The following is a 16828-nucleotide window of genomic DNA, read 5'->3' as shown; positions in this document are numbered from 1 at the left end:
CCAGTACGAAGCCTTTGCGGGGTCAGCGTTCTTGCTGATGTCGCCGTTCGACCTGCTTTTCAGATCGTTCGAGGACGCTCGCCAGGTCGAAGCCATCCGCGGCAAGCGAAGGGTTAAGTTCCAGCTGCTGAATGAGGCGCATGACTTGATCCTGAGGAAGAGCAGCCACAGCTTGCTGCAATTCTTGGAACTCCGGCTCTTCGACAATATTCGCGTCAGCGACAAGGCGCAGCTGCTCTTCGCTGAAGGCCTTGGCAGCTAGAGCCATCAGGTATCGAGCTTGCGCCTCGGCGCTGGTCATGTCGAGGCGATACTGCTGCGCCTCTGGAAGTTGAGATGCCTCTGAGTCCACGACCGTCGCCTCAATGAACTCGACCTCAGCAGCGGACTTCTTCCTGCCCCTACGTTCTTGGCGCCGCTGCTTTCGCGCAATGCGAGCGTCACGCCGAGCCTCAATTGCGGGAGCCAGCTTTTCGCGCCACAGTCGCTGGGCATGGGGCTTGGCCTTCACGTAAGCAATCGCCGCCAACGCGGCCAAGACCTTCGCGGCGAGTTCTGCGTTCTCTTCTCTCTCCCGCTGCCGACGGCGCTCATCCTCCGCTACTTCGGCTGCCATCTGTGCCTCGACGTATGGATCAACGTATCCGTAGCCGAACGGGTCCTCCGATTGCTCTTCGTCGGGTACGAAGCGGGCACTCCCCTTCAAGTTGCCGTCGGCATCGAACAGATTCTGATGAAGCCCGCCCTCCTTCTTCTTACCCGGAGTCAGGTCATCATCGTCGTACTCGTACGTGCCGTGGATCCTTGCGATCTCGCTCACCTCCCAGTCCTCCACAGAGGCTACTGGCACCTCCCGACCTTTGTCGGCTTCAGTGATGAATGGGACTGCCCCGAGTTCGGTTGACACCTGACCTCTGAGGTTTCGACCTCAGGAGGAAGGATGTCCCCGTGGCAAAGCCCTACCCCAAGGAGTTCCGCGACGACGTCGTGGCCGTGGCCCGCAAGGGCCAGGCACCGCTGACGCAGATCGCGAAGGACTTCGGCATCTCCGAAGGCTCGCTGGCGAACTGGATGAAGCAGGCCGACATCGAGGACGGCAAGCGGCCGGGCCTGAGCGAGGACGAGCGCAAGGAACTACGCGAGCTGAAGAAGCGCAACCGGCTCCTCGAGCAGGAGAACGAGGTCCTGCGCCGCGCGGCTGCCTACCTGTCCCAGGCGAACCTTCCGGGAAAATAGTCTTCCCGCTCGTCCGAGAGATGGCCGCGACCGGCACCCACATCAGGGTGCCGGTCGCGGTGACGTTGCGGGTCCTCGGCCTCTCGCGGGCCGGGTACTACAAGTGGCTGGCCGACCCGGTATCCCAGCGGGACTGGGACGACGCCCACCTCCTCAATCTGATCCACGAGATCCACGCCGACGACGCCACGCTCGGGTACCGGTTCATCACCGACGAACTCGACCTCGAGCACGGCATCAACGTTGGTGAGAACCGGGTGCACCGGCTGTGCCGCATCGCCGGAATCCACGCCTCCCACCACAAGAAGCGCTCCAAGCCCGGCTCCACCGGCCCCGCCCCGCACGACGACCTCCTCGCGGTGGTCGACGAGCACGGCGTCGTGCGGCACGAGTTCGTCGCCGACGCACCCAACAAGGTCTGGCTCTGGGACATCTCGGAACACCCCACGCGAGAGGGCAAGCTCTACATCTGCGCGATCAAGGACGTGTGGTCGAACAAGATCGTGGGCTACTCCATCGACACCCGGATGAAGTCATCGCTGGCACGAGCGGCGATGCGCAACGCCATCGCTCTGCGCTCACCCGACGGGACGATCTGTCACTCCGACAGGGGCGGTCAGTTCAGGGCCAAGCGCACCCAGCGGCTGCTGGCCAACAACGGCCTGGTCGGGTCGATGGGACGTTCCTACGGCGCCGGGGACAACGCCTCCATGGAGTCCTTCTTCGCCCTACTCCAGAAGAACGTCCTCAACACCCAGCGGTGGGAGACCCGCGAAGACCTCCGCCTCGCGATGGTCACCTGGATCGAGACCAAGTACAACCGCCGACGACGCCAACGCCCCCTCGGCAAGCTCACACCGGTCGAGTTTGAGATGATCTACGCGGCCGCAGAAGCGGCCTGACTACTGAAAAATCCGAGTGTCAACCAGACCGGGGGCAGTCCCAATGGCCTCACACACGCCGCCGGTTACCGCGCACCTGACTTCTGAGAGCGATCGCCGACCGAGGCATCGCGTCAGGTCAGGAGTCGACGATGACGATCCCCACCCAGATGAGCCTGCACGGCTTCATCGCCACCGCACCAGAGTTGACGTACGGCAAGAGCGACGTCGCGCGGTTCCGCGCTCGGGTCGGTGTCGAGCAGTGGCGCAAGGAGCCCGATGGTTCATTCACCAAACTCGACCCGCAGTTCTGCGAGCTTGTGATGTTCAAGTCCGCCGCCGAGCGGGCCTACGCCTGGTTCCGTGCCGGCGATCAGTTCGTGGCTTCTGGCTACGTCCACGAGTACGAGTTCGATCGTGACGGCGAAACCGTCCAGCGTGAGGAGTTTGTGGCCCGCCGGATCGGTCACGACGCCGCCCGCACTCGCTACAGCGTCGAACGCCCCGCCGCTGAACGCAACACCGGCGCAGCGTCCGGCCGGGATGTTCAGCCCACGGTGAAGCCGTCTTCGACCGCTATCGGCATCTGACCATGACCGACGAGACGGCCGAGCGGTCTGACGCGGATCCGTCGGTGCTCGATGTCGAGCGGCACCCTGTCTTCGACACCTGGCAGAACTACAACGCCAACGACACCGCCGACCACGGGGTCGAATTGGAATGGCCAGGTTCGTTCGAGTCGGGATCGCTCGCTGAGCCGTTGGGGCCGATCAACTGGAACACCCTCACCGCCGATGAGGCCGAGGCAGAGTGGCTCGACCTGAACGCGTGGGTGCACTGGCTGCGCGGCACCTACGGCCTCGCACCGAACGAGGTCCCCCCGATGTGGCACCGCCACGACGAACTCGTCTGGGAACTGTCCGCCCTGCACCTGCACTGGCTCAACTCCTACAGCCCTGACGCTTCGCCGTCTTCGCCGTTGGCATGGCATCGCGACTTCGCCGAGACCCGGCACCGGTTGCGGGAATGGGTCGCCGCCTGCGGCACCCGACTGGACCGCGACCGACCCACCCGCCAGACCACCTGGCCCGGCGAACCCGCCGCGCCTCCCACTGCCGAAGCCTCGGTCGCCGACCGGGACGCCGACTTCGTGCAGTTCGTGATGGAAGACGTCACCGCACGCCGTCAGGTCGAAGCCGACCTCGAACGCCACTTCTCCTGAGCCGTCATGGCGATCTGTGGACAAACCAGCCGTTGTCCACAGCCGGCGAATCAGCCCGTCAGGGAGCAAGTCCTTGGGCGGACGGTGGTGGTGCGCGCACCTGATCTTCAACGAAGGGACATCCCCATGCTTCTTGCTCACGCGGTCACCCTGGCCGAGGCCCGCTCCTACATCGCCGCACTTGCCGATGAGGCAGCTACGTTCGACGGCTCGGTCGAGTACGAACACGCCCTGCTGTACCTCGACCTGATCCACGGTGACGACGTCCCCGCCCTCGACACCCACGGGCTCACTGACGACCGCGTCATCCTGCACGCTGTCGCTGTCAGCGCCGTCAAAGAGCTCGCCGACCACGGCGTCGACAAGCTCCAGGTCGAATTGCTTCTCGACATGCTCGACGTCGCCCGCGACCGCGACAACCCGAACCCCGAGGCCAGTGGGTTCTGATGTACGGCGACAACACAGGGGCACTACGCGGTGAACTCGCCACGCTCCTGCAGATCACTCGCAACAGGCAAGGCCTCGACATCCTCACGCCGGACGCGGTCATGCTGGTCGCAGCGTTCCGCAGCAGCGTCACCGTCTGGTGCCAGCAAGCCGTTCGCGCATCGAACCCCGAAGGAAACCTCGGTGGACGCACGCCGCGCAGCCGCGGCCCGGCCGAGGAACTGCGGTATCGCCTCGACCAGGCCCGCTCCGCCTACACCGCTCCCCTGCCGGACTTAGATCAGCTCGCCACGCCACACCCCCACCACGTCGTGGATCTCTGGCGACGTGCAGCGAAAGCAGCAGCCCTCGGCGAGCACGACTTCCCCGCCGGCCTGGACTACGGCAACCTCACCGAGCACCAGGCCATGACGGTCCTGAAGGACGCCTCCGAGGTCGCCCGGGCACTCACCGGACTCGACCGGCACTACGCCACGTCCGTTCCTGGCTGGGAACCCATCACCGAGGCGGACCTGCTCGGCCGTGCTGCCGTCGTCTGCGCCGCCCACGCCGGCTACAGCGAACCCGACTACAGCGTCGACCAGCGCGGGTGGCGTCCCCCGGTCCAACTCGTCGACGGGCCAGCACTCTCCGGACTCGACGGCGTGCTGCAGGCGCAGAACAACCTGCTCGCCCACCTGCGCCACCAACCCGACGCCTACAGCCTGCGACTCATCTTCGACTCACAACGCATCGTCTCCGCGCGCGCCGCCGCGATCAGCAACGCTGCGGGCGCGCCGGCCCCAGTGGCGGACCGCTGGCTACACCGGTCCGAGACCTACGGCTTGCTCATCGACCAGACCCGCAATCTGCGTGGCCTCGTAGGCACCGGCCCCGCTGCTGGCCAAGGCGCACTTGCGGCGGCTCGCATCCGTGACCTCCCCGCCACGGCCCGGATCCGTTCCCAACAGTTGCGGCACCTCGATGCGCTGTGCAACCACATCGACCAGAGGCTCGCCGAAACGATCGCTGCGGGCGCAGATGACCGCAGCTACCTGATGCGCGTCGCCATGCCCCGCATCGACCTGAGCGAGCCGGGCGCGGTCAAGCCGCCGCGGGCACGCCACATCCCTCTCGACGTGCCACGTCGCGCGCCAGTGCTCGACACCGCCAAGAACCGGCTCACCCCACCACGCCGGACCGTTTCGGCGTGTTCCGCTGGCAGCACGACGCAGCGGCGGGCTCTTACAGACGCCATCGACGCTGCCCAACGTTCAACGTCAAAGTCGCCGGACCTCAGCCTCTGATCGCCACGGAGTTTTCGAGTCCGTGGGTCAGGCGATCTGGAACGTCTCCTCGCCAACCGTGACCTCGACCCGCAGGGTGCCGCCGAGCGCGTCGGCGTACCGGCGCAGCGTGTCGACCTTGGTGAAGTCGACCTGGCCTCGTTCGATCTCCGAAACCCGCTTCTGGCTGACCTCCAACGCCTGCGCCACCTCGGTCTGCGTCATCGCGAGCATCTCGCGCAACTCACGCAGTTTGTAGGCGCGCACCTCGGCCAGCATCCGCTTCATGTGCGCTTCCTGCACCGCGGAATTGCCGGGACGCTCGGCGAGCATCTCTTCCATCGTCTTGGCCATCTCAGTCGCCGTCCTTCTGTTTGCGCAAACCGTCCAAGTGTTCGTCGTACCGGTCATCCGCGACCGGGATGTTCTTGCGGTACCACTTGTCCCACCGACCCTGCTTATCGCCAGCGAGTAGCAAGATCGCCCGGCGAGCCGGATCGAACGCGAACAAGATCCGCACCTCGCTGCGCCCCGACGAACCGGGCCGCAGCTCCTTCATGTTGTTGTGTCGCGAGCCGATGATCGTGTCGACCAACGGCCTGCCCAACGCCGGGCCGACCGAAGCCAAGACTCGCAGCGCCGCCATTACCTGGTCATACGTGTTGTCGTCACTGGCGTTGAGCCACTCCTCGATCAACTCGACATCGACCACCCAAGAATACCCTTTTCCATCTACATGGGAAAGGGTATGAATCTCGTCGTTCATCGCTAGCCCTCCAACCGCCGTGGCGCGAGAGCCTCGAGGATCTCCGCGGTCACCGGATTCACGGACTCATCGGGTTCGATGTAGTGCTCCTTGGTGATCTTGGTCGACGAATGACCGAGCATCTCCGCCGCAAGATCAGCGCCGCCAGCACGGTCGATCACCGTCGCCACGGTTCGCCTGAAGGAATGCGGCGTGACTCCTTCGATCCCGGCCTCCTCCATGACTGCGCGAAGCCGGCGGCGGACGTTGTTGGTGGTGAGTGGAGTGCCGTTCCTGGTGAAGAAGATCAGATGGTCCGGCGCCTCAGCTCCGATCGTGGCCAAGCGCGCACGAAGCACCTCAGCGGTGAATGACGGCACTGACACCGTCCTGGTCGACCTCTGTGTCTTGGGATGGGATTGCCGCTGCGTGGGCTTGCCGGCCGGGGAGACGATCGTCCCCGAGATCCGCACCGTGGCCGGTGTGCCGGTTACGTCGACGTCACACTTGCGAATGGCTAGCACCTCGCCGATACGCGCCGACGTCCCGAGCATCACCTCGATGATCTGCTCCAACTGTCCGTCGGGTGGCGGGCCTGAGAAGCCCGACCCTCGGCGCCAACCACGGACAGCGGTCCGGATCAATTCGACCTGACTGGTGGTGAGCGCGGTTGCTTGCGAGGCGGGCTTGCGAAGCCGCGCAGTCTCACGAACCGGGTTCTTCGCAACCGCGTCGTAACGCACGGCGAGACCGAGTGCGAGACTCAGGACGGTCCGAGCCTGCTTGGCCATGCTGTAGCTCTTGTTGGCGGCCAGCCCCTTAAGGAAGCGGTCGACCTTGCTCACGGTGATCTCCCGCAGCGCGTAGCCCTCGAACGCCGGCAACACCAACTGCCGCATGTTGCGCTCGTACAGCGCCCTCGTGCTCTCGGCGAGCTTCGCCTCTAGGTCAAGGTCAGCGAGCCAGACATCCACCAGCGCGGTGAACGAACTGTCCGGCGACAACTCCCCTGTGGCCCGGTACGACGTCCTCTCGGCCAGCACCTTCTTCAGGTTCCGTTCGGCTTCCCGCTTGGTCGCTCCGGTCGCGGAGACACGGCGAACCTTCCCGTCATCGTCGCGGTAGCGAGTCCGCGCACGGACCTGGCCTTGTGCGGCCTTGATGAAGGAGATGTCGCCGAACGTCCCGATCGGCGTCCTGGGCCTAGCCACGACCGGTCACCGCCCGTCGAGCGGCGTTCCTGGTTCTTGCTCGCGTTGGCTCGCCAACCAGACATGAACGTCGCTGACGAAGTAGCGCAACTGACGCCCGACATGGACAGCACACGGACCACGCCCAGACAGACGCCAGTCGTAGAGAGTCCTGACCGGAACGTCGAGATACTCCGACAACTCTTCGATACTCATCAGCGGTTCGAGACCACTGATCGTCGTCTCTGAGGTCTTCATACGAGCTAGGTGCGCAGCGACGCCCGCGCTTCCCAGCACCAGTCAGGCTGACTCCGTAGCCAGCGTGAGCGACCTCGTCGGTGAGCGTTCTTGCACCGAGTTTTCGGTCCGTAAGTGGTACCTGGTTCAAATCCTCAAATGCTTTCAGGCTCGGAATCCGTAGATTCCGAGCCTGAACTTTGTAGCGGGGGCAGGATTTGAACCTGCGACCTCTGGGTTATGAGCCCAGCGAGCTACCGAGCTGCTCCACCCCGCGTCGGTGAACCAGACGTTACAGGGAGGCGGTGGGACGGACCAAATCGGGGCCGTCCCGCCCCCTCCCCTACGGCCCGATTCGAGCTCAGCCGGCCGCCGAGGAGCCGGTCGAGGCGTCGGCCGACGGGCTGGCGGACGCGCTCGGCGACGCCGACGGAGACGAGCCCGCCGAGCCCGAGGAGCCCGATCCGTTCGACAGCCGGAGGGCGTCGTTGACGGCCTGGCGGGCCTTCTCGACCTCGGTCTGGTACTTCCCGAGATCGTTGTCGGCCAGTGCCTGCTGGGCGGCGGCGAAGGCGGTGTCGGCCTGGTCGAGCAGCCGCTTGATGCGCTGCGAGGTCGTCAGGTTGCCGCCCGAGCCGTTGCCCGAGCCGTTGCCGGAGCCGCCCCCGGTGGTCGGGCCGGCGGTGTCGGCCTCGTTGACGCCCAGGGCGTCGGCCAGGGCCGCGGAGAGGCTGGTGCCCACGCCGACGCTCTTGTTGTACGACACCACCACCTGCTGGAGGATCGGGTAGCCCGACGTCGAGCCCTGACGCAGCGCGTAGATCGGCTGGACGAAGATCAGCCCGTCGTCCACCGGCAGGGTCAGCAGGTTGCCGTAGAGCGGCAGGTTCGGCGAGGTGAACGGCAGCAGCTTCTGGCGCACCTCGGAGTCGGCCTGGATCTGGTTCGACACCAGACCCGGGCCCGCGACGCCGTCGTTGGGCAGCTCGAGCACCTGCATCTTCCCGTAGTCCTTCGAGGTCGCGTCGGAGTCGACGGACACGAAGGCCGCGAGGCTCGCCTTGCCGTAGGGCACGAACACCGAGGTCAGCGACCAGGTGTCCTCCGGGCCCGTGCCGGGCTCGGACTGGGAGAACAGACGGTACGGCGGCTGCATGAGCCGGTTGCCGGCGTCGGTCGGGTCGAGCGGGACCTCCCACCGGTTGCGGTCGGTGTAGAAGGTGCCGGGGTCGGTGACGTGGTAGCGCGCGAGCTGGTAGCGCTGCACCTTGAACAGGTCGTTGGGGTAGCGCAGGTGCGGCAGCAGGTCCTCGGGGATCGCCTTCTTCGGCACCACCGTGCCGGGGAAGGCCTTCTCCCACGTGCGCAGGATCGGGTCGGTCTCGTCCCAGGCGTAGAGGGTGACGGTGCCGTCGTAGGCGTCGACGGTGGCCTTCACCGCGTTGCGCATGTAGTTGATCTCGTCGGTCGGCGGCGCCTGCAGGCCGGTGTTCTCCTGGCGGGAGTCGGCCGTCATCGTCGTGAACGACTCCTTCTCCGCGCCCGGGTACCGGTCGGTGGTGGTGTAGCCGTCGACGACCCACAGCACGCGCCCGTCGACGACGGCCGGGTAGGCGTCGCTGTCGAGGGTCAGCCACGGGGCGACCTGACGCACGCGCAGGCGCGGGTCGCGGTCGTAGAGCACCTGGCTGTTGGAGTTCACGCGGCCCGAGAGCAGGAAGTTCGGCTCCCCGAACTTGATGGCGTACATGAGCCGTCGGAAGGTCGAGCCGATCGCGACGCCGCCCTGGCCGTCGTAGGTCGTGGAGCGGTCCTCCTGCGAGGTGGAGTCGGCCAGGCCGAGCTCGACGTCGGGCGAGGACGCCGTCGCCTTGCCGACGATGGAGTAGTCGGGGCTCTTCTCGCCGAAGTAGATGCGCGACTCATAGCCGCCCTCGGCCTTCGAGAGGGCGTCCTGACCCCCCTCGATGCCCTCGGCCCAGGCGATGCCGTCGGCCTGCTTGACCGACTGGCCCGCGGCGTCGCGCTGGTTGGCGAAGGCGGCGATCAGGCCGTTGCCGTGGGTGTAGACGGTGTGCAGGTTCGACCAGTTGCGGCTCGCGGCGTTGATGCCCGACTGGTCGAGCTCCCGGGCGGCGAGCACGAGCGCGCGCTCCTGGCCGTCGATGCGGTAGCGGTCGACGTCGAGCACGTCGGCCACCGAGTAGTAGTTGCGGGCCTGCTGCTGCTGGACGAAGGCCCGACGCACCAGCAGCGGGTCGACCAGCGGCACCGAGGCCAGCTGGGTCGAGAGGCTCTGCGCCTGGTCGCTGCCGGAGGTGGAGCGGCCGGAGTAGGGCACGGTCTCGACGGAGTCCAGGCCGTAGGCGCTGCGGGTGGCCTTGATGTTCTTGCCGATGTAGGGCGACTCCTTGTCGGCCTCCGACGGCTTGACCTGGAACTGCTGGACGATGCCGGGGAAGATCAGGCCGAGCAGGATCGCCGAGAGCGCCATCAGCGCGGCGCCCACCGACGGCAGCGTCCAGGTGCGACGCCACACGTTGAGGAAGAACAGCACCGCGCACACCAGCGCGATCGCGGCCAGGATGTTCTTGGCCGGCAGCACGGCGTTGTCGTCGGTGTAGGTGACGCCGGTGACCAGGCCGCCGGACGCGCTGACGACGTCGTAGCGGTCGAGCCAGTAGTCGACGCCCTTGACCACCAGGAACAGGCCGATGAGCACCGAGAGCTGGATCTGGGCGGCCGCGGTGAGCCGCTCCCCCTGCACCTGCAGGCGGATGCCGCCGAAGAGGTAGTGGGTGAGCGCCGCGGCGAGGATGGCGACGACGAGCGCGGCCATCGCCAGGTTGACGACGTAGTGCCAGAACGGCAGGTCGAAGACGAAGAAGCCGATGTCGCGGCCGAAGTAGGGGTCCTTGCGGCCGAAGTCGACGCCGTTGCGCCACAGCATGAAGGTGCGCCACTGCGAGGTGCCCGAGCTGCCGGCGAAGACCAGCAGGAGCAGGCCGACGCCGATGACCAGCGGCTTGCGGATCGGCGTCAGCGACTCGCGGTAGCGGTCGAGGTTGTCCTGCTGCGGCAGGGACACGAACAGCGGACGCGTGCGATAGGCCAGCACGATCATCCCGCAGACGACCAGCGCCATGAACGCACCGGCGCCGACGAACAGCCCGATCTTGGTCCACAGCAGGCGGTTGAACACCGAGCCGTAGCCGAGGTCGTCGAACCACAGCCGGGAGGTGTAGAACCGCGCGAACGCGGTGAGCCCGAACAGGGCCACCACCAGCACGATGCCGGTGATGATCAGCGCGCGGGAGCGTCGGCTGGGTCCCTGCGGCGCGGGCGCGCCCTCGGGCTCGTCGTACATCTCGGTCACGAGGCGTCTCCTGGTGGGGGTCCGGCGGGTCCGGCGCTCAGCCGGCGTCGGGGTCGAGCGTGGCCTGCAGCAGCTCCAGCAGGCCGGGGACGAGGTCCGGGCCGGTGACGACCAGGCTGGCGTCGTCGTGGCTGCGGAACCGCATGGCACAGAACGAGTCGCCGGCCCGGGTGGTTCCAGCCACCAGGCGCAGCTCCTGGCGCAGCGGGTGGGACGCGGCGAAGCGGGCGGCCTCGTCGGCGTCGGCGGGGATGTCCGCGTCGGCCTCCGGCGGCAGCACCGTGCGCTCGACGACGGCGACGCATCCGGTGACCTGGTCGGGCCAGGTGATGGTCTCCAGCGCCTGCTCGAGGGTGCGGTCGGGCGGCAGCTGCTCCTGCTGCACCGGCGTCAGCGAGCCGGGCGTCACGGCGTCCCCGCCCATCAGCGCGGCGAGGCCGGGCTCGGCGGCGAGCAGCTCGGCGGTGTCGACGAGGGCGAACAGCTGGGCCGGCTGGTCCCAGCCGCCGTCGGCCACGTGGCCCTCGACCTCGACGACGGCCTGCGCCAGCGGGGTGTCGGGCACCGGCGGCGGGGTGCCAGGGCCGGTGGGGATGCCCTCGAAGACGGGCTCGTCGCTCATGAGGCGTCCTTGCAGGAGGGCAGCGTCGCGTTCGGGTCCTTGGTCCACTTCTGGATCGAGGACAGCGCGCTGTCGAGGGTGTCGGCGCGCACCAGGCGCGGACGCGGGCTGGCCGCGCCGAGCGCCTCGGCGCAGTTGTCAGGCGGGACGAGGAACAGCTGGGCGCCGTCGCGCTGGGCGCCGGCGATCTTCTGCTGGATGCCGCCGATCGGCCCGACCTTGTCGTCGAGGTCGAGGGTGCCGGTGCCGGCGATGGTCTTGCCGTCGGTGAGCGAGCCGGGCGTGAGGGTGTCGTAGATGGCCAGCGCGAACATCATCCCGGCGCTCGGGCCGCCGATGCGGGGGTCGATGTTGACCCTCACCTGGAACGGGTAGCGGAACAGCCGGCCGGGCTGGACGCCGATGCGCTGGGTGCCGTCCTCGGTCTGCGGGGTGATCGACACGTCCTTGGTGCGGCCGTCGCGCTCGATGACGAGGTCGATCTTCTGACCCTTCGGCGCCGCGCGCACGGCGGCGACGAGCTGCTCGGCGGTCGTGATGGCCTTGCCGTCGACCTTGAGGAAGACGTCGCGGGGCTTGAGGACGCCCTCGGCGGGGCTGTCGGGGTAGACGTAGTAGACGCCGAGCGCGGCCTTGACCGGCACGTCGAGCTTGCGCAGCGCGTCGGCGATCGCGACGTCCTGGGAGGTCACCATCGAGACGGCGCCCTCCTGCTGGTCCTGCTCGGCGGAGACGTCGTCGGGGTGCACGAAGTCGTAGGGGTAGACCGCTCGAGTGCGGTCGAACCAGGCCGAGAGCAGCGGCAGGAGGCCCAGGCGCTCCCCCACCGGCGAGACGTTGACGGTGACCATGCGCAGCTGGCCGTCGTCGCGGTAGGTCTTGGCGCCGTTGACCTGCACCGTCTCCGAGCCGTTCGCCTGGCCGAGGATGTCGATCGTCGGGCCGGGCGAGTAGGTCGCGTAGGGCAGGTGCACGAAGCCGGCCACGGCGAGCAGCACGAGCCACAGGGGTGCCGCCACGAGGGCGGCCACCGTCCGCTGGTTCATGGGCTCACCCTCTCATCCGCGCCCAAGGCGTCGGCGGGGACCCGGGAGACGGCTCAGGACGCGCGGCGCTCGACGCCGGCACGACGCGAGGGCCGCACGGCGACGCCGGTGCTGCGGTCGGCCTCGGGGGTCGGGGCGGCGTAGCGACGGTCGGTGGAGCGCTCGAGCGCGGCGCCGAGCAGACGGGCGCGCTCCTCGCGGTCGACCTGGCCCGGCTCACGTCCGAGCAGGCCGACCCAGACCGCGGTGGCCGCGGTCACCAGGGCCGGCGGCACGAGCCAGAGCAGGATCTCCACGCCTCCGAGGGTAGGGCGCGCGGGGCCCAGGATCGGTCAGGGCGCGCCGACCCACTCCTGCGTGCCGTCGGAGAAGAGCTGGTGCTTCCAGATCGGGACCTCGGCCTTGAGGGTGTCGATCAGCGCACGCGTGGCGGTGAACGACTCGCCCCGGTGGGCGGTGGCGGTGCCGACGATGACCGCGACGTCGCCGATCGCGAGCTCGCCCACCCGGTGCACCGCGGCGAGGGCGTGGACGTCGAACTCGGCGGCCACCCGCAGGCACACCTCCGCGAGCCGGTCGGCGGCGGTGGGGTGGGCGCTGTACTCCAGGCCGCGCACGCCCTGGCCGCCGTCGTGGTCGCGCACGCGCCCGACGAACAGCGCGACGCCGCCGGAGGCGTCGTCGTCCAGCGCCTCGAGCACCTCGGCGACGTCGAGCGGCGTCTCGCGCAGCGCGCACAGGCGGACGACGTCGGAGCTTACGCGGGAGGAGTCGGCCATGGCGTCACCCTAGGCGAGAGGCCGCGACCCTCTCCGCTCGCTGCTGGTCCGCCCTCAGCGAACACCCAGATCCGACGCGTACCGTGGAGCCATGAACGACAAGCCGTCCGAGGGCGAGGGCCCTGACAACCCCTTCAAGGGCACGCCGTTCGAGCACCTCTTCGGCGCCGGCGGCCTGGGTGGTCTCGGAGGCCCCGGTGGTCTCGGAGGCCTGGGTGGTCTCGGTGGTCTCGGGGGCGCCGGCGGCGCGGGCATGCCCGACCTCTCCGCCCTGCTGGGTCAGATCCAGTCGCTCATGCAGCCCTACGACGGCCCCCTGAACTGGGACGTCGCCCTCGACATCGCGCGCAAGACCGCCGCGCAGACCCCCGACCCCGCGCCCACGCAGCGTCAGAAGGACGCCGTCGCCGACGCGCTGCGCCTGGCCGACCACTGGCTCGACCCCGTCACCGCGCTCCCCTCCGGCATCTCCAGCACCGCCGCGTGGAGCCGGGCGGAGTGGATCGTCGGCACCGCCGACGTGTGGAAGGTGCTCGTCGAGCCCATCGCCCAGAGCTCCATCGACGCCCTCGGCAGCGCCCTCCCGCCGGAGGCCCGCGCCACCGCCGGCCCGCTCATGGGCCTGGTCTCCAAGGCCATCGGCGGCCTCCTGGCCCACCAGGTCGGCCAGGGCGTCGGCGCGCTGGCCGGCGAGGTGCTCAGCGTCAGCGACGCCGGCCTCCCGCTGGCCGCCACGGGCCGCGCCGCGCTCGTGCCGTCGGCGATCGACGCCTTCGCCGAGGGCCTCGGCGTGCCGGCCGACGACGTCCTGCTCTACCTCGCCCTGCGCGAGGCCGCCCACCAGCGCCTGTTCACCGGCGTCCCGTGGCTGCGCGAGCACCTCCTCGGCGCGGTCACCGACTACGCCCGCGGCATCTCGATCAACGCCGAGGCCATGCAGCAGCGCCTCGAGGAGCAGATGCGCGGCGTCGACCCCACCGACCCCGCCGCCCTCCAGCGGCTCATGGACAACGGCCTCTTCGACCCGCCCCGCACCCCGGCCCAGGACGCCGCGCTGCAGCGCCTGGAGACCGCCCTGGCGCTCGTCGAGGGCTGGGTCGACGAGGTCGTCGGCCAGGCCACCGCCGAGCGGATGCCCACGGCCGGACGCCTCCAGGAGGCCATCCGTCGTCGTCGCGCCGCGGGCGGACCGGCCGAGGCCGCCTTCGCCTCGCTCGTCGGCCTCGAGCTGCGACCCCGCCGGCTGCGCGACGCCTCCACCCTGTGGGGCTCGCTGCGCACCCGTCAGGGCGTCGAGGCCCGCGACGGCGTCTGGACCCATCCCGACCTCCTGCCCACCGCCGCCGACCTCGACGACCCGCTCGGTTTCCGCGAGGGCGCCGAGGCCCCCACGAGCCTCACCGACGACGACTTCGACGCCGAGCTCGCGCGCCTGCTCGACGGCGACGAGCCCGACGCGGGCTCGGACTCCGGACCCGACTCCGGACCCGACTCCGGACCCGACTCCGACCGGTGAGCGGTCTCCACGCCGACGCCGTCGCCACCCTCGAGGCCTGGAGCGCACCCGACGCGCACCAGGAGGAGCTGCGCGAGCGCTTCGTCGCGCACCTGCACGCCCATGCCGATGGCGTCGAGCGGGGCTGCTCGCCGGCCCATCTGACGGCCGGCGTCGTGGTCATCGACGCCGCGGGCGAGCACGTGCTGCTCAACCTGCACGGCAAGGCACGGCGCTGGTTCCACTTCGGCGGCCATCTCGAGCCCGACGACGCCACGCTGCTCGGCGCGGCGCTGCGCGAGGGACGCGAGGAGTCGGGTCTCGACGACCTGGCGATCGATCCCGTCCCGGCCCAGCTCGACGCGCACACCGTGCCGTTCTGCGCCGGTCACGCCGAGGTCGAGCACCTCGACGTCCGGTTCGTGGCCCGCGCCCGCGAGGGCGTCATGCCCACGGTGAGCGAGGAGTCGCTCGACGTCCGCTGGTGGCCGATCGCCGCGCCGCCCGAGGACCTCGAGCCGCAGCTGCTCGCGCTGGCCCTGATCGCCCGGGAGCGCCTGGTCGTCGACTGAGCCGCGGCGACGACCGGACTGTCAGTCGACCGGGTCGTCGACGACGGGGTCCTCGACCTCCGTGCCGCTCTGCGTGCGGCTCGCCGCCGACCAGCCCAGCAGGTACCCCTTGGCGCGCTCGGCCTGGGGGTAGCGGTCGACCCAGCCCCAGAACTGCTCGTTGTGGTGGGCCTCGATGAGGTGCACGAGCTCATGGACGAGCACGTAGTCGACGACCCAGCCGGGCATCCCCTGCAGCCGTGCGGAGAGCCGGATGGTGCGGTCGGCCGGGGTGCACGAGCCCCAGCGGGCGGTCTGGTTGTCGACCCAGCGCACCGACTCCGGCTGCGCCAGGCCGCCGAGCCAGCGGTCGCTCAGCGCGAGGGCCCGGGCCTGGAGGTCGGCGTCGGAGGGACGACGGCGACGCTCGGCCTTCTCCAGCCGGGCGACCATCGTCTCGACCCAGCTCTCCTCCTCCGCCCGGCTCAGCGTGGCCGGGACGAGGACGACGATCCGGTCGCCCTCGCGGTAGGCCGAGACCGTGCGGACACGGCGCGCCGAGCGGCGCACCTCGACGCGTCCCGACCCGGCCATGACGGCACGCTAGCCGTTCGCCCAGGCCAGGAGGCGCTCCCGCGGCCACGTGTTGACGATCCGGTCCGGCTCGATGCCGGCCTCCTCGGCCCGCTCGGCGCCGTACCAGAGGAAGTCGAGCTGACCCGGCGCGTGGGCGTCGGAGTCGATGGAGAACACGCAGCCGAGGTCGCGGGCGAGCTCGAGGAGGCGCGTCGGCGGGTCGCGACGCTCGGGGCGGGCGTTGATCTCGACCGCGACGTCGTGGGCGGCGCAGGCCTCGAACACGGCGCGGGCGTCGAAGCGCGACTCCGCCCGCGTGCCGCGTCCGCCGGTGACCAGGCGGCCGGTGCAGTGGCCCAGCACGTTGGTGAGGGGGTTCTCGATCGCGGCGATCATCCGGCGCGTCATCGGCGCGGGGTCCATCGCGAGCTTGGAGTGGACGCTCGCCACGCGCAGGTCGAGCCGCGCGAGCATCTCGTCGGTCTGATCGAGTCGGCCGTCGTCGAGGATGTCGACCTCGATGCCCTTGAGCAGGGAGAACGACTCCCCCAGGTGCGCGTCGACGGCCTCGACGACGTCGAGCTGGCGGGCCAGGCGCTCCGCGGAGAGGCCGCGGGCGACCTTCAGCCGCGGCGAGTGGTCGGTGAGCACCTGGTAGTCGCGGCCGAGCTCGAGGGCGGTGAAGGCCATCTCCTCGATCGGCGAGCCGCCGTCGGACCAGTCGGAGTGGGAGTGCAGGTCGCCGCGCAGGGCGGCGTGGATCGCGTCGCCGCCCGCGGTGAGGCGTCCACCGTGCTCGGCCTCGAGCCGGGCCAGCCGCTCGGGCAGCACCCCGTGGACGGCGTCGCGGACGACGGCGGCCGTGCTGGCCCCGATGCCGGGCAGGTCGACCAGCGTGCCCGCGCGGGCGGCCGCGGCGACGTCGTCGGGGTCGAGCGGCAGCAGCGCGGCCGCGGCGGAGCGGAACGCCTTGACCTTGTAGGTGTCCTCGCGACCCCGCTCGAGGAGGAAGGCGATGCGACGCAGCGCGGCGATCGGGCCGGCGTCGTACGCCTGCTCGGACCGCTCGGACCGTTCCCCCACGTCGACCTCCGTCCACAGCCGGTGGAGGAGCATCGTCGCTGCTCAGGGCACCACCGACCGATGTCTCCCAGCCTAGT

Annotated in this window: 19 protein-coding genes and 1 tRNA gene; 7 read left to right on the top strand and 13 right to left on the bottom strand. The window is 69.4% G+C overall.

Annotated elements, in window-relative coordinates; genetic code table 11:
- Positions 1 to 22: 22 nt before the first annotated feature.
- Complete coding sequence (locus ACZDWJ_RS07190) at positions 23 to 820, bottom strand: hypothetical protein (protein ID WP_463520247.1); 798 nt, start codon at positions 818 to 820, stop codon at positions 23 to 25.
- 128 nt (positions 821 to 948) lie between these two features.
- On the opposite strand from ACZDWJ_RS07190, the gene ACZDWJ_RS07185 reads away from it, so the two are divergent.
- From ACZDWJ_RS07185 to ACZDWJ_RS07165, 5 genes are all read left to right on the top strand, one after another.
- Positions 949 to 2138, top strand: a protein-coding gene (locus ACZDWJ_RS07185) for an IS3 family transposase (protein ID WP_463520246.1) whose coding sequence is annotated in 2 segments (ribosomal slippage) — positions 949 to 1227 and positions 1230 to 2138 — 1188 coding nt in all. Because the reading frame shifts where the segments join, the coding sequence is not laid out codon by codon here.
- 131 nt (positions 2139 to 2269) lie between these two features.
- A complete protein-coding gene (locus tag ACZDWJ_RS07180; RefSeq protein ID WP_463520245.1) occupies positions 2270 to 2707 on the top strand; it encodes a single-stranded DNA-binding protein in 438 nt (145 codons plus the stop codon).
- Positions 2708 to 2709: 2 nt separating this feature from the next.
- The gene (locus ACZDWJ_RS07175) at positions 2710 to 3339 is read left to right on the top strand and encodes a hypothetical protein (protein WP_463520244.1); all 630 of its coding nucleotides are present in this window, start codon (positions 2710 to 2712) and stop codon (positions 3337 to 3339) included.
- A 126-nt stretch (positions 3340 to 3465) separates the two neighbouring features.
- Complete coding sequence (locus ACZDWJ_RS07170) at positions 3466 to 3786, top strand: hypothetical protein (protein WP_463520243.1); 321 nt, start codon at positions 3466 to 3468, stop codon at positions 3784 to 3786.
- A complete protein-coding gene (locus tag ACZDWJ_RS07165; RefSeq protein ID WP_463520242.1) occupies positions 3786 to 5072 on the top strand; it encodes a hypothetical protein in 1287 nt (428 codons plus the stop codon). The genes ACZDWJ_RS07170 and ACZDWJ_RS07165 overlap by 1 nt, the downstream gene beginning before the upstream one ends.
- Before the next feature lie 27 nt (positions 5073 to 5099).
- Here ACZDWJ_RS07165 and ACZDWJ_RS07160 read toward each other — a convergent pair whose 3' ends face one another.
- The 10 genes from ACZDWJ_RS07160 to ACZDWJ_RS07115 form a co-directional block, all read right to left on the bottom strand.
- Complete coding sequence (locus tag ACZDWJ_RS07160) at positions 5100 to 5405, bottom strand: helix-turn-helix transcriptional regulator (protein ID WP_463520241.1); 306 nt, start codon at positions 5403 to 5405, stop codon at positions 5100 to 5102.
- A gap of 1 nt (position 5406) precedes the next feature.
- A complete protein-coding gene (locus tag ACZDWJ_RS07155) occupies positions 5407 to 5817 on the bottom strand; it encodes a type II toxin-antitoxin system RelE/ParE family toxin (protein ID WP_463520240.1) in 411 nt (136 codons plus the stop codon).
- Between the two features lie 2 nt (positions 5818 to 5819).
- Positions 5820 to 7007 (bottom strand): tyrosine-type recombinase/integrase, encoded by a 1188-nt coding sequence (locus ACZDWJ_RS07150; RefSeq protein WP_463520239.1) that lies wholly within the window; start codon positions 7005 to 7007, stop codon positions 5820 to 5822.
- A gap of 6 nt (positions 7008 to 7013) precedes the next feature.
- Positions 7014 to 7202, bottom strand: a complete 189-nt coding sequence (locus ACZDWJ_RS07145; RefSeq protein ID WP_463520361.1) for a helix-turn-helix domain-containing protein — start codon at positions 7200 to 7202, stop codon at positions 7014 to 7016.
- Between the two features lie 224 nt (positions 7203 to 7426).
- Positions 7427 to 7500, bottom strand: a tRNA-Met gene (locus ACZDWJ_RS07140).
- Between the two features lie 84 nt (positions 7501 to 7584).
- Positions 7585 to 10590 (bottom strand): UPF0182 family membrane protein, encoded by a 3006-nt coding sequence (locus ACZDWJ_RS07135; RefSeq protein WP_463520360.1) that lies wholly within the window; start codon positions 10588 to 10590, stop codon positions 7585 to 7587.
- A gap of 46 nt (positions 10591 to 10636) precedes the next feature.
- Positions 10637 to 11221: a PPA1309 family protein gene (locus ACZDWJ_RS07130; protein ID WP_463520238.1), complete on the bottom strand. Its 585-nt coding sequence runs from the start codon at positions 11219 to 11221 to the stop codon at positions 10637 to 10639.
- Positions 11218 to 12267: a YlbL family protein gene (locus ACZDWJ_RS07125; RefSeq protein ID WP_463520237.1), complete on the bottom strand. Its 1050-nt coding sequence runs from the start codon at positions 12265 to 12267 to the stop codon at positions 11218 to 11220. Before ACZDWJ_RS07125 ends, ACZDWJ_RS07130 begins: the two co-directional genes overlap by 4 nt.
- A 53-nt stretch (positions 12268 to 12320) precedes the next feature.
- Positions 12321 to 12563 (bottom strand): hypothetical protein, encoded by a 243-nt coding sequence (locus ACZDWJ_RS07120; protein ID WP_463520236.1) that lies wholly within the window; start codon positions 12561 to 12563, stop codon positions 12321 to 12323.
- Positions 12564 to 12599: 36 nt separating this feature from the next.
- A complete protein-coding gene (locus tag ACZDWJ_RS07115; RefSeq protein ID WP_463520235.1) occupies positions 12600 to 13046 on the bottom strand; it encodes a molybdenum cofactor biosynthesis protein MoaE in 447 nt (148 codons plus the stop codon).
- A gap of 91 nt (positions 13047 to 13137) precedes the next feature.
- On the opposite strand from ACZDWJ_RS07115, the gene ACZDWJ_RS07110 reads away from it, so the two are divergent.
- The gene (locus tag ACZDWJ_RS07110; protein ID WP_463520234.1) at positions 13138 to 14562 is read left to right on the top strand and encodes a zinc-dependent metalloprotease; all 1425 of its coding nucleotides are present in this window, start codon (positions 13138 to 13140) and stop codon (positions 14560 to 14562) included.
- Positions 14559 to 15113, top strand: coding sequence for an NUDIX hydrolase (locus ACZDWJ_RS07105; protein ID WP_463520233.1), 555 nt, complete (start codon positions 14559 to 14561; stop codon positions 15111 to 15113). Before ACZDWJ_RS07110 ends, ACZDWJ_RS07105 begins: the two co-directional genes overlap by 4 nt.
- Before the next feature lie 21 nt (positions 15114 to 15134).
- Here the strand turns inward: ACZDWJ_RS07105 and ACZDWJ_RS07100 are convergent, their stop codons facing one another.
- Together ACZDWJ_RS07100 and ACZDWJ_RS07095 are read right to left on the bottom strand one after the other, a co-directional pair.
- On the bottom strand, positions 15135 to 15686 hold the full coding sequence (locus ACZDWJ_RS07100) for a M48 metallopeptidase family protein (protein WP_463520232.1): 552 nt from the start codon (positions 15684 to 15686) through the stop codon (positions 15135 to 15137).
- Between the two features lie 9 nt (positions 15687 to 15695).
- On the bottom strand, positions 15696 to 16784 hold the full coding sequence (locus ACZDWJ_RS07095; protein ID WP_463520231.1) for a PHP domain-containing protein: 1089 nt from the start codon (positions 16782 to 16784) through the stop codon (positions 15696 to 15698).
- Between the last annotated feature and the right edge of the window lie 44 nt (positions 16785 to 16828).

The organism is Nocardioides sp. B129/18 (assembly GCF_055282735.1).
This window is presented reverse-complemented; position numbering and strand designations above follow the sequence as displayed.

Bases quoted from the DNA above. Each gene is read 5' to 3' on its own strand.
- ACZDWJ_RS07095 (WP_463520231.1), bottom strand. From the start codon at position 16,784: ATGCTCCTCCACCGGCTGTGGACGGAGGTCGACGTGGGGGAACGGTCC.
- ACZDWJ_RS07145 (WP_463520361.1), bottom strand. From the start codon at position 7,202: ATGAGTATCGAAGAGTTGTCGGAGTATCTCGACGTTCCGGTCAGGACT.
- ACZDWJ_RS07155 (WP_463520240.1), bottom strand. From the start codon at position 5,817: ATGAACGACGAGATTCATACCCTTTCCCATGTAGATGGAAAAGGGTAT.
- ACZDWJ_RS07160 (WP_463520241.1), bottom strand. From the start codon at position 5,405: ATGGCCAAGACGATGGAAGAGATGCTCGCCGAGCGTCCCGGCAATTCC.
- ACZDWJ_RS07180 (WP_463520245.1), top strand. From the start codon at position 2,270: ATGACGATCCCCACCCAGATGAGCCTGCACGGCTTCATCGCCACCGCA.
- ACZDWJ_RS07135 (WP_463520360.1), bottom strand. From the start codon at position 10,590: ATGTACGACGAGCCCGAGGGCGCGCCCGCGCCGCAGGGACCCAGCCGA.
- ACZDWJ_RS07175 (WP_463520244.1), top strand. From the start codon at position 2,710: ATGACCGACGAGACGGCCGAGCGGTCTGACGCGGATCCGTCGGTGCTC.
- ACZDWJ_RS07170 (WP_463520243.1), top strand. From the start codon at position 3,466: ATGCTTCTTGCTCACGCGGTCACCCTGGCCGAGGCCCGCTCCTACATC.
- ACZDWJ_RS07165 (WP_463520242.1), top strand. From the start codon at position 3,786: ATGTACGGCGACAACACAGGGGCACTACGCGGTGAACTCGCCACGCTC.
- ACZDWJ_RS07115 (WP_463520235.1), bottom strand. From the start codon at position 13,046: ATGGCCGACTCCTCCCGCGTAAGCTCCGACGTCGTCCGCCTGTGCGCG.
- ACZDWJ_RS07130 (WP_463520238.1), bottom strand. From the start codon at position 11,221: ATGAGCGACGAGCCCGTCTTCGAGGGCATCCCCACCGGCCCTGGCACC.
- ACZDWJ_RS07100 (WP_463520232.1), bottom strand. From the start codon at position 15,686: ATGGCCGGGTCGGGACGCGTCGAGGTGCGCCGCTCGGCGCGCCGTGTC.
- ACZDWJ_RS07110 (WP_463520234.1), top strand. From the start codon at position 13,138: ATGAACGACAAGCCGTCCGAGGGCGAGGGCCCTGACAACCCCTTCAAG.
- ACZDWJ_RS07125 (WP_463520237.1), bottom strand. From the start codon at position 12,267: ATGAACCAGCGGACGGTGGCCGCCCTCGTGGCGGCACCCCTGTGGCTC.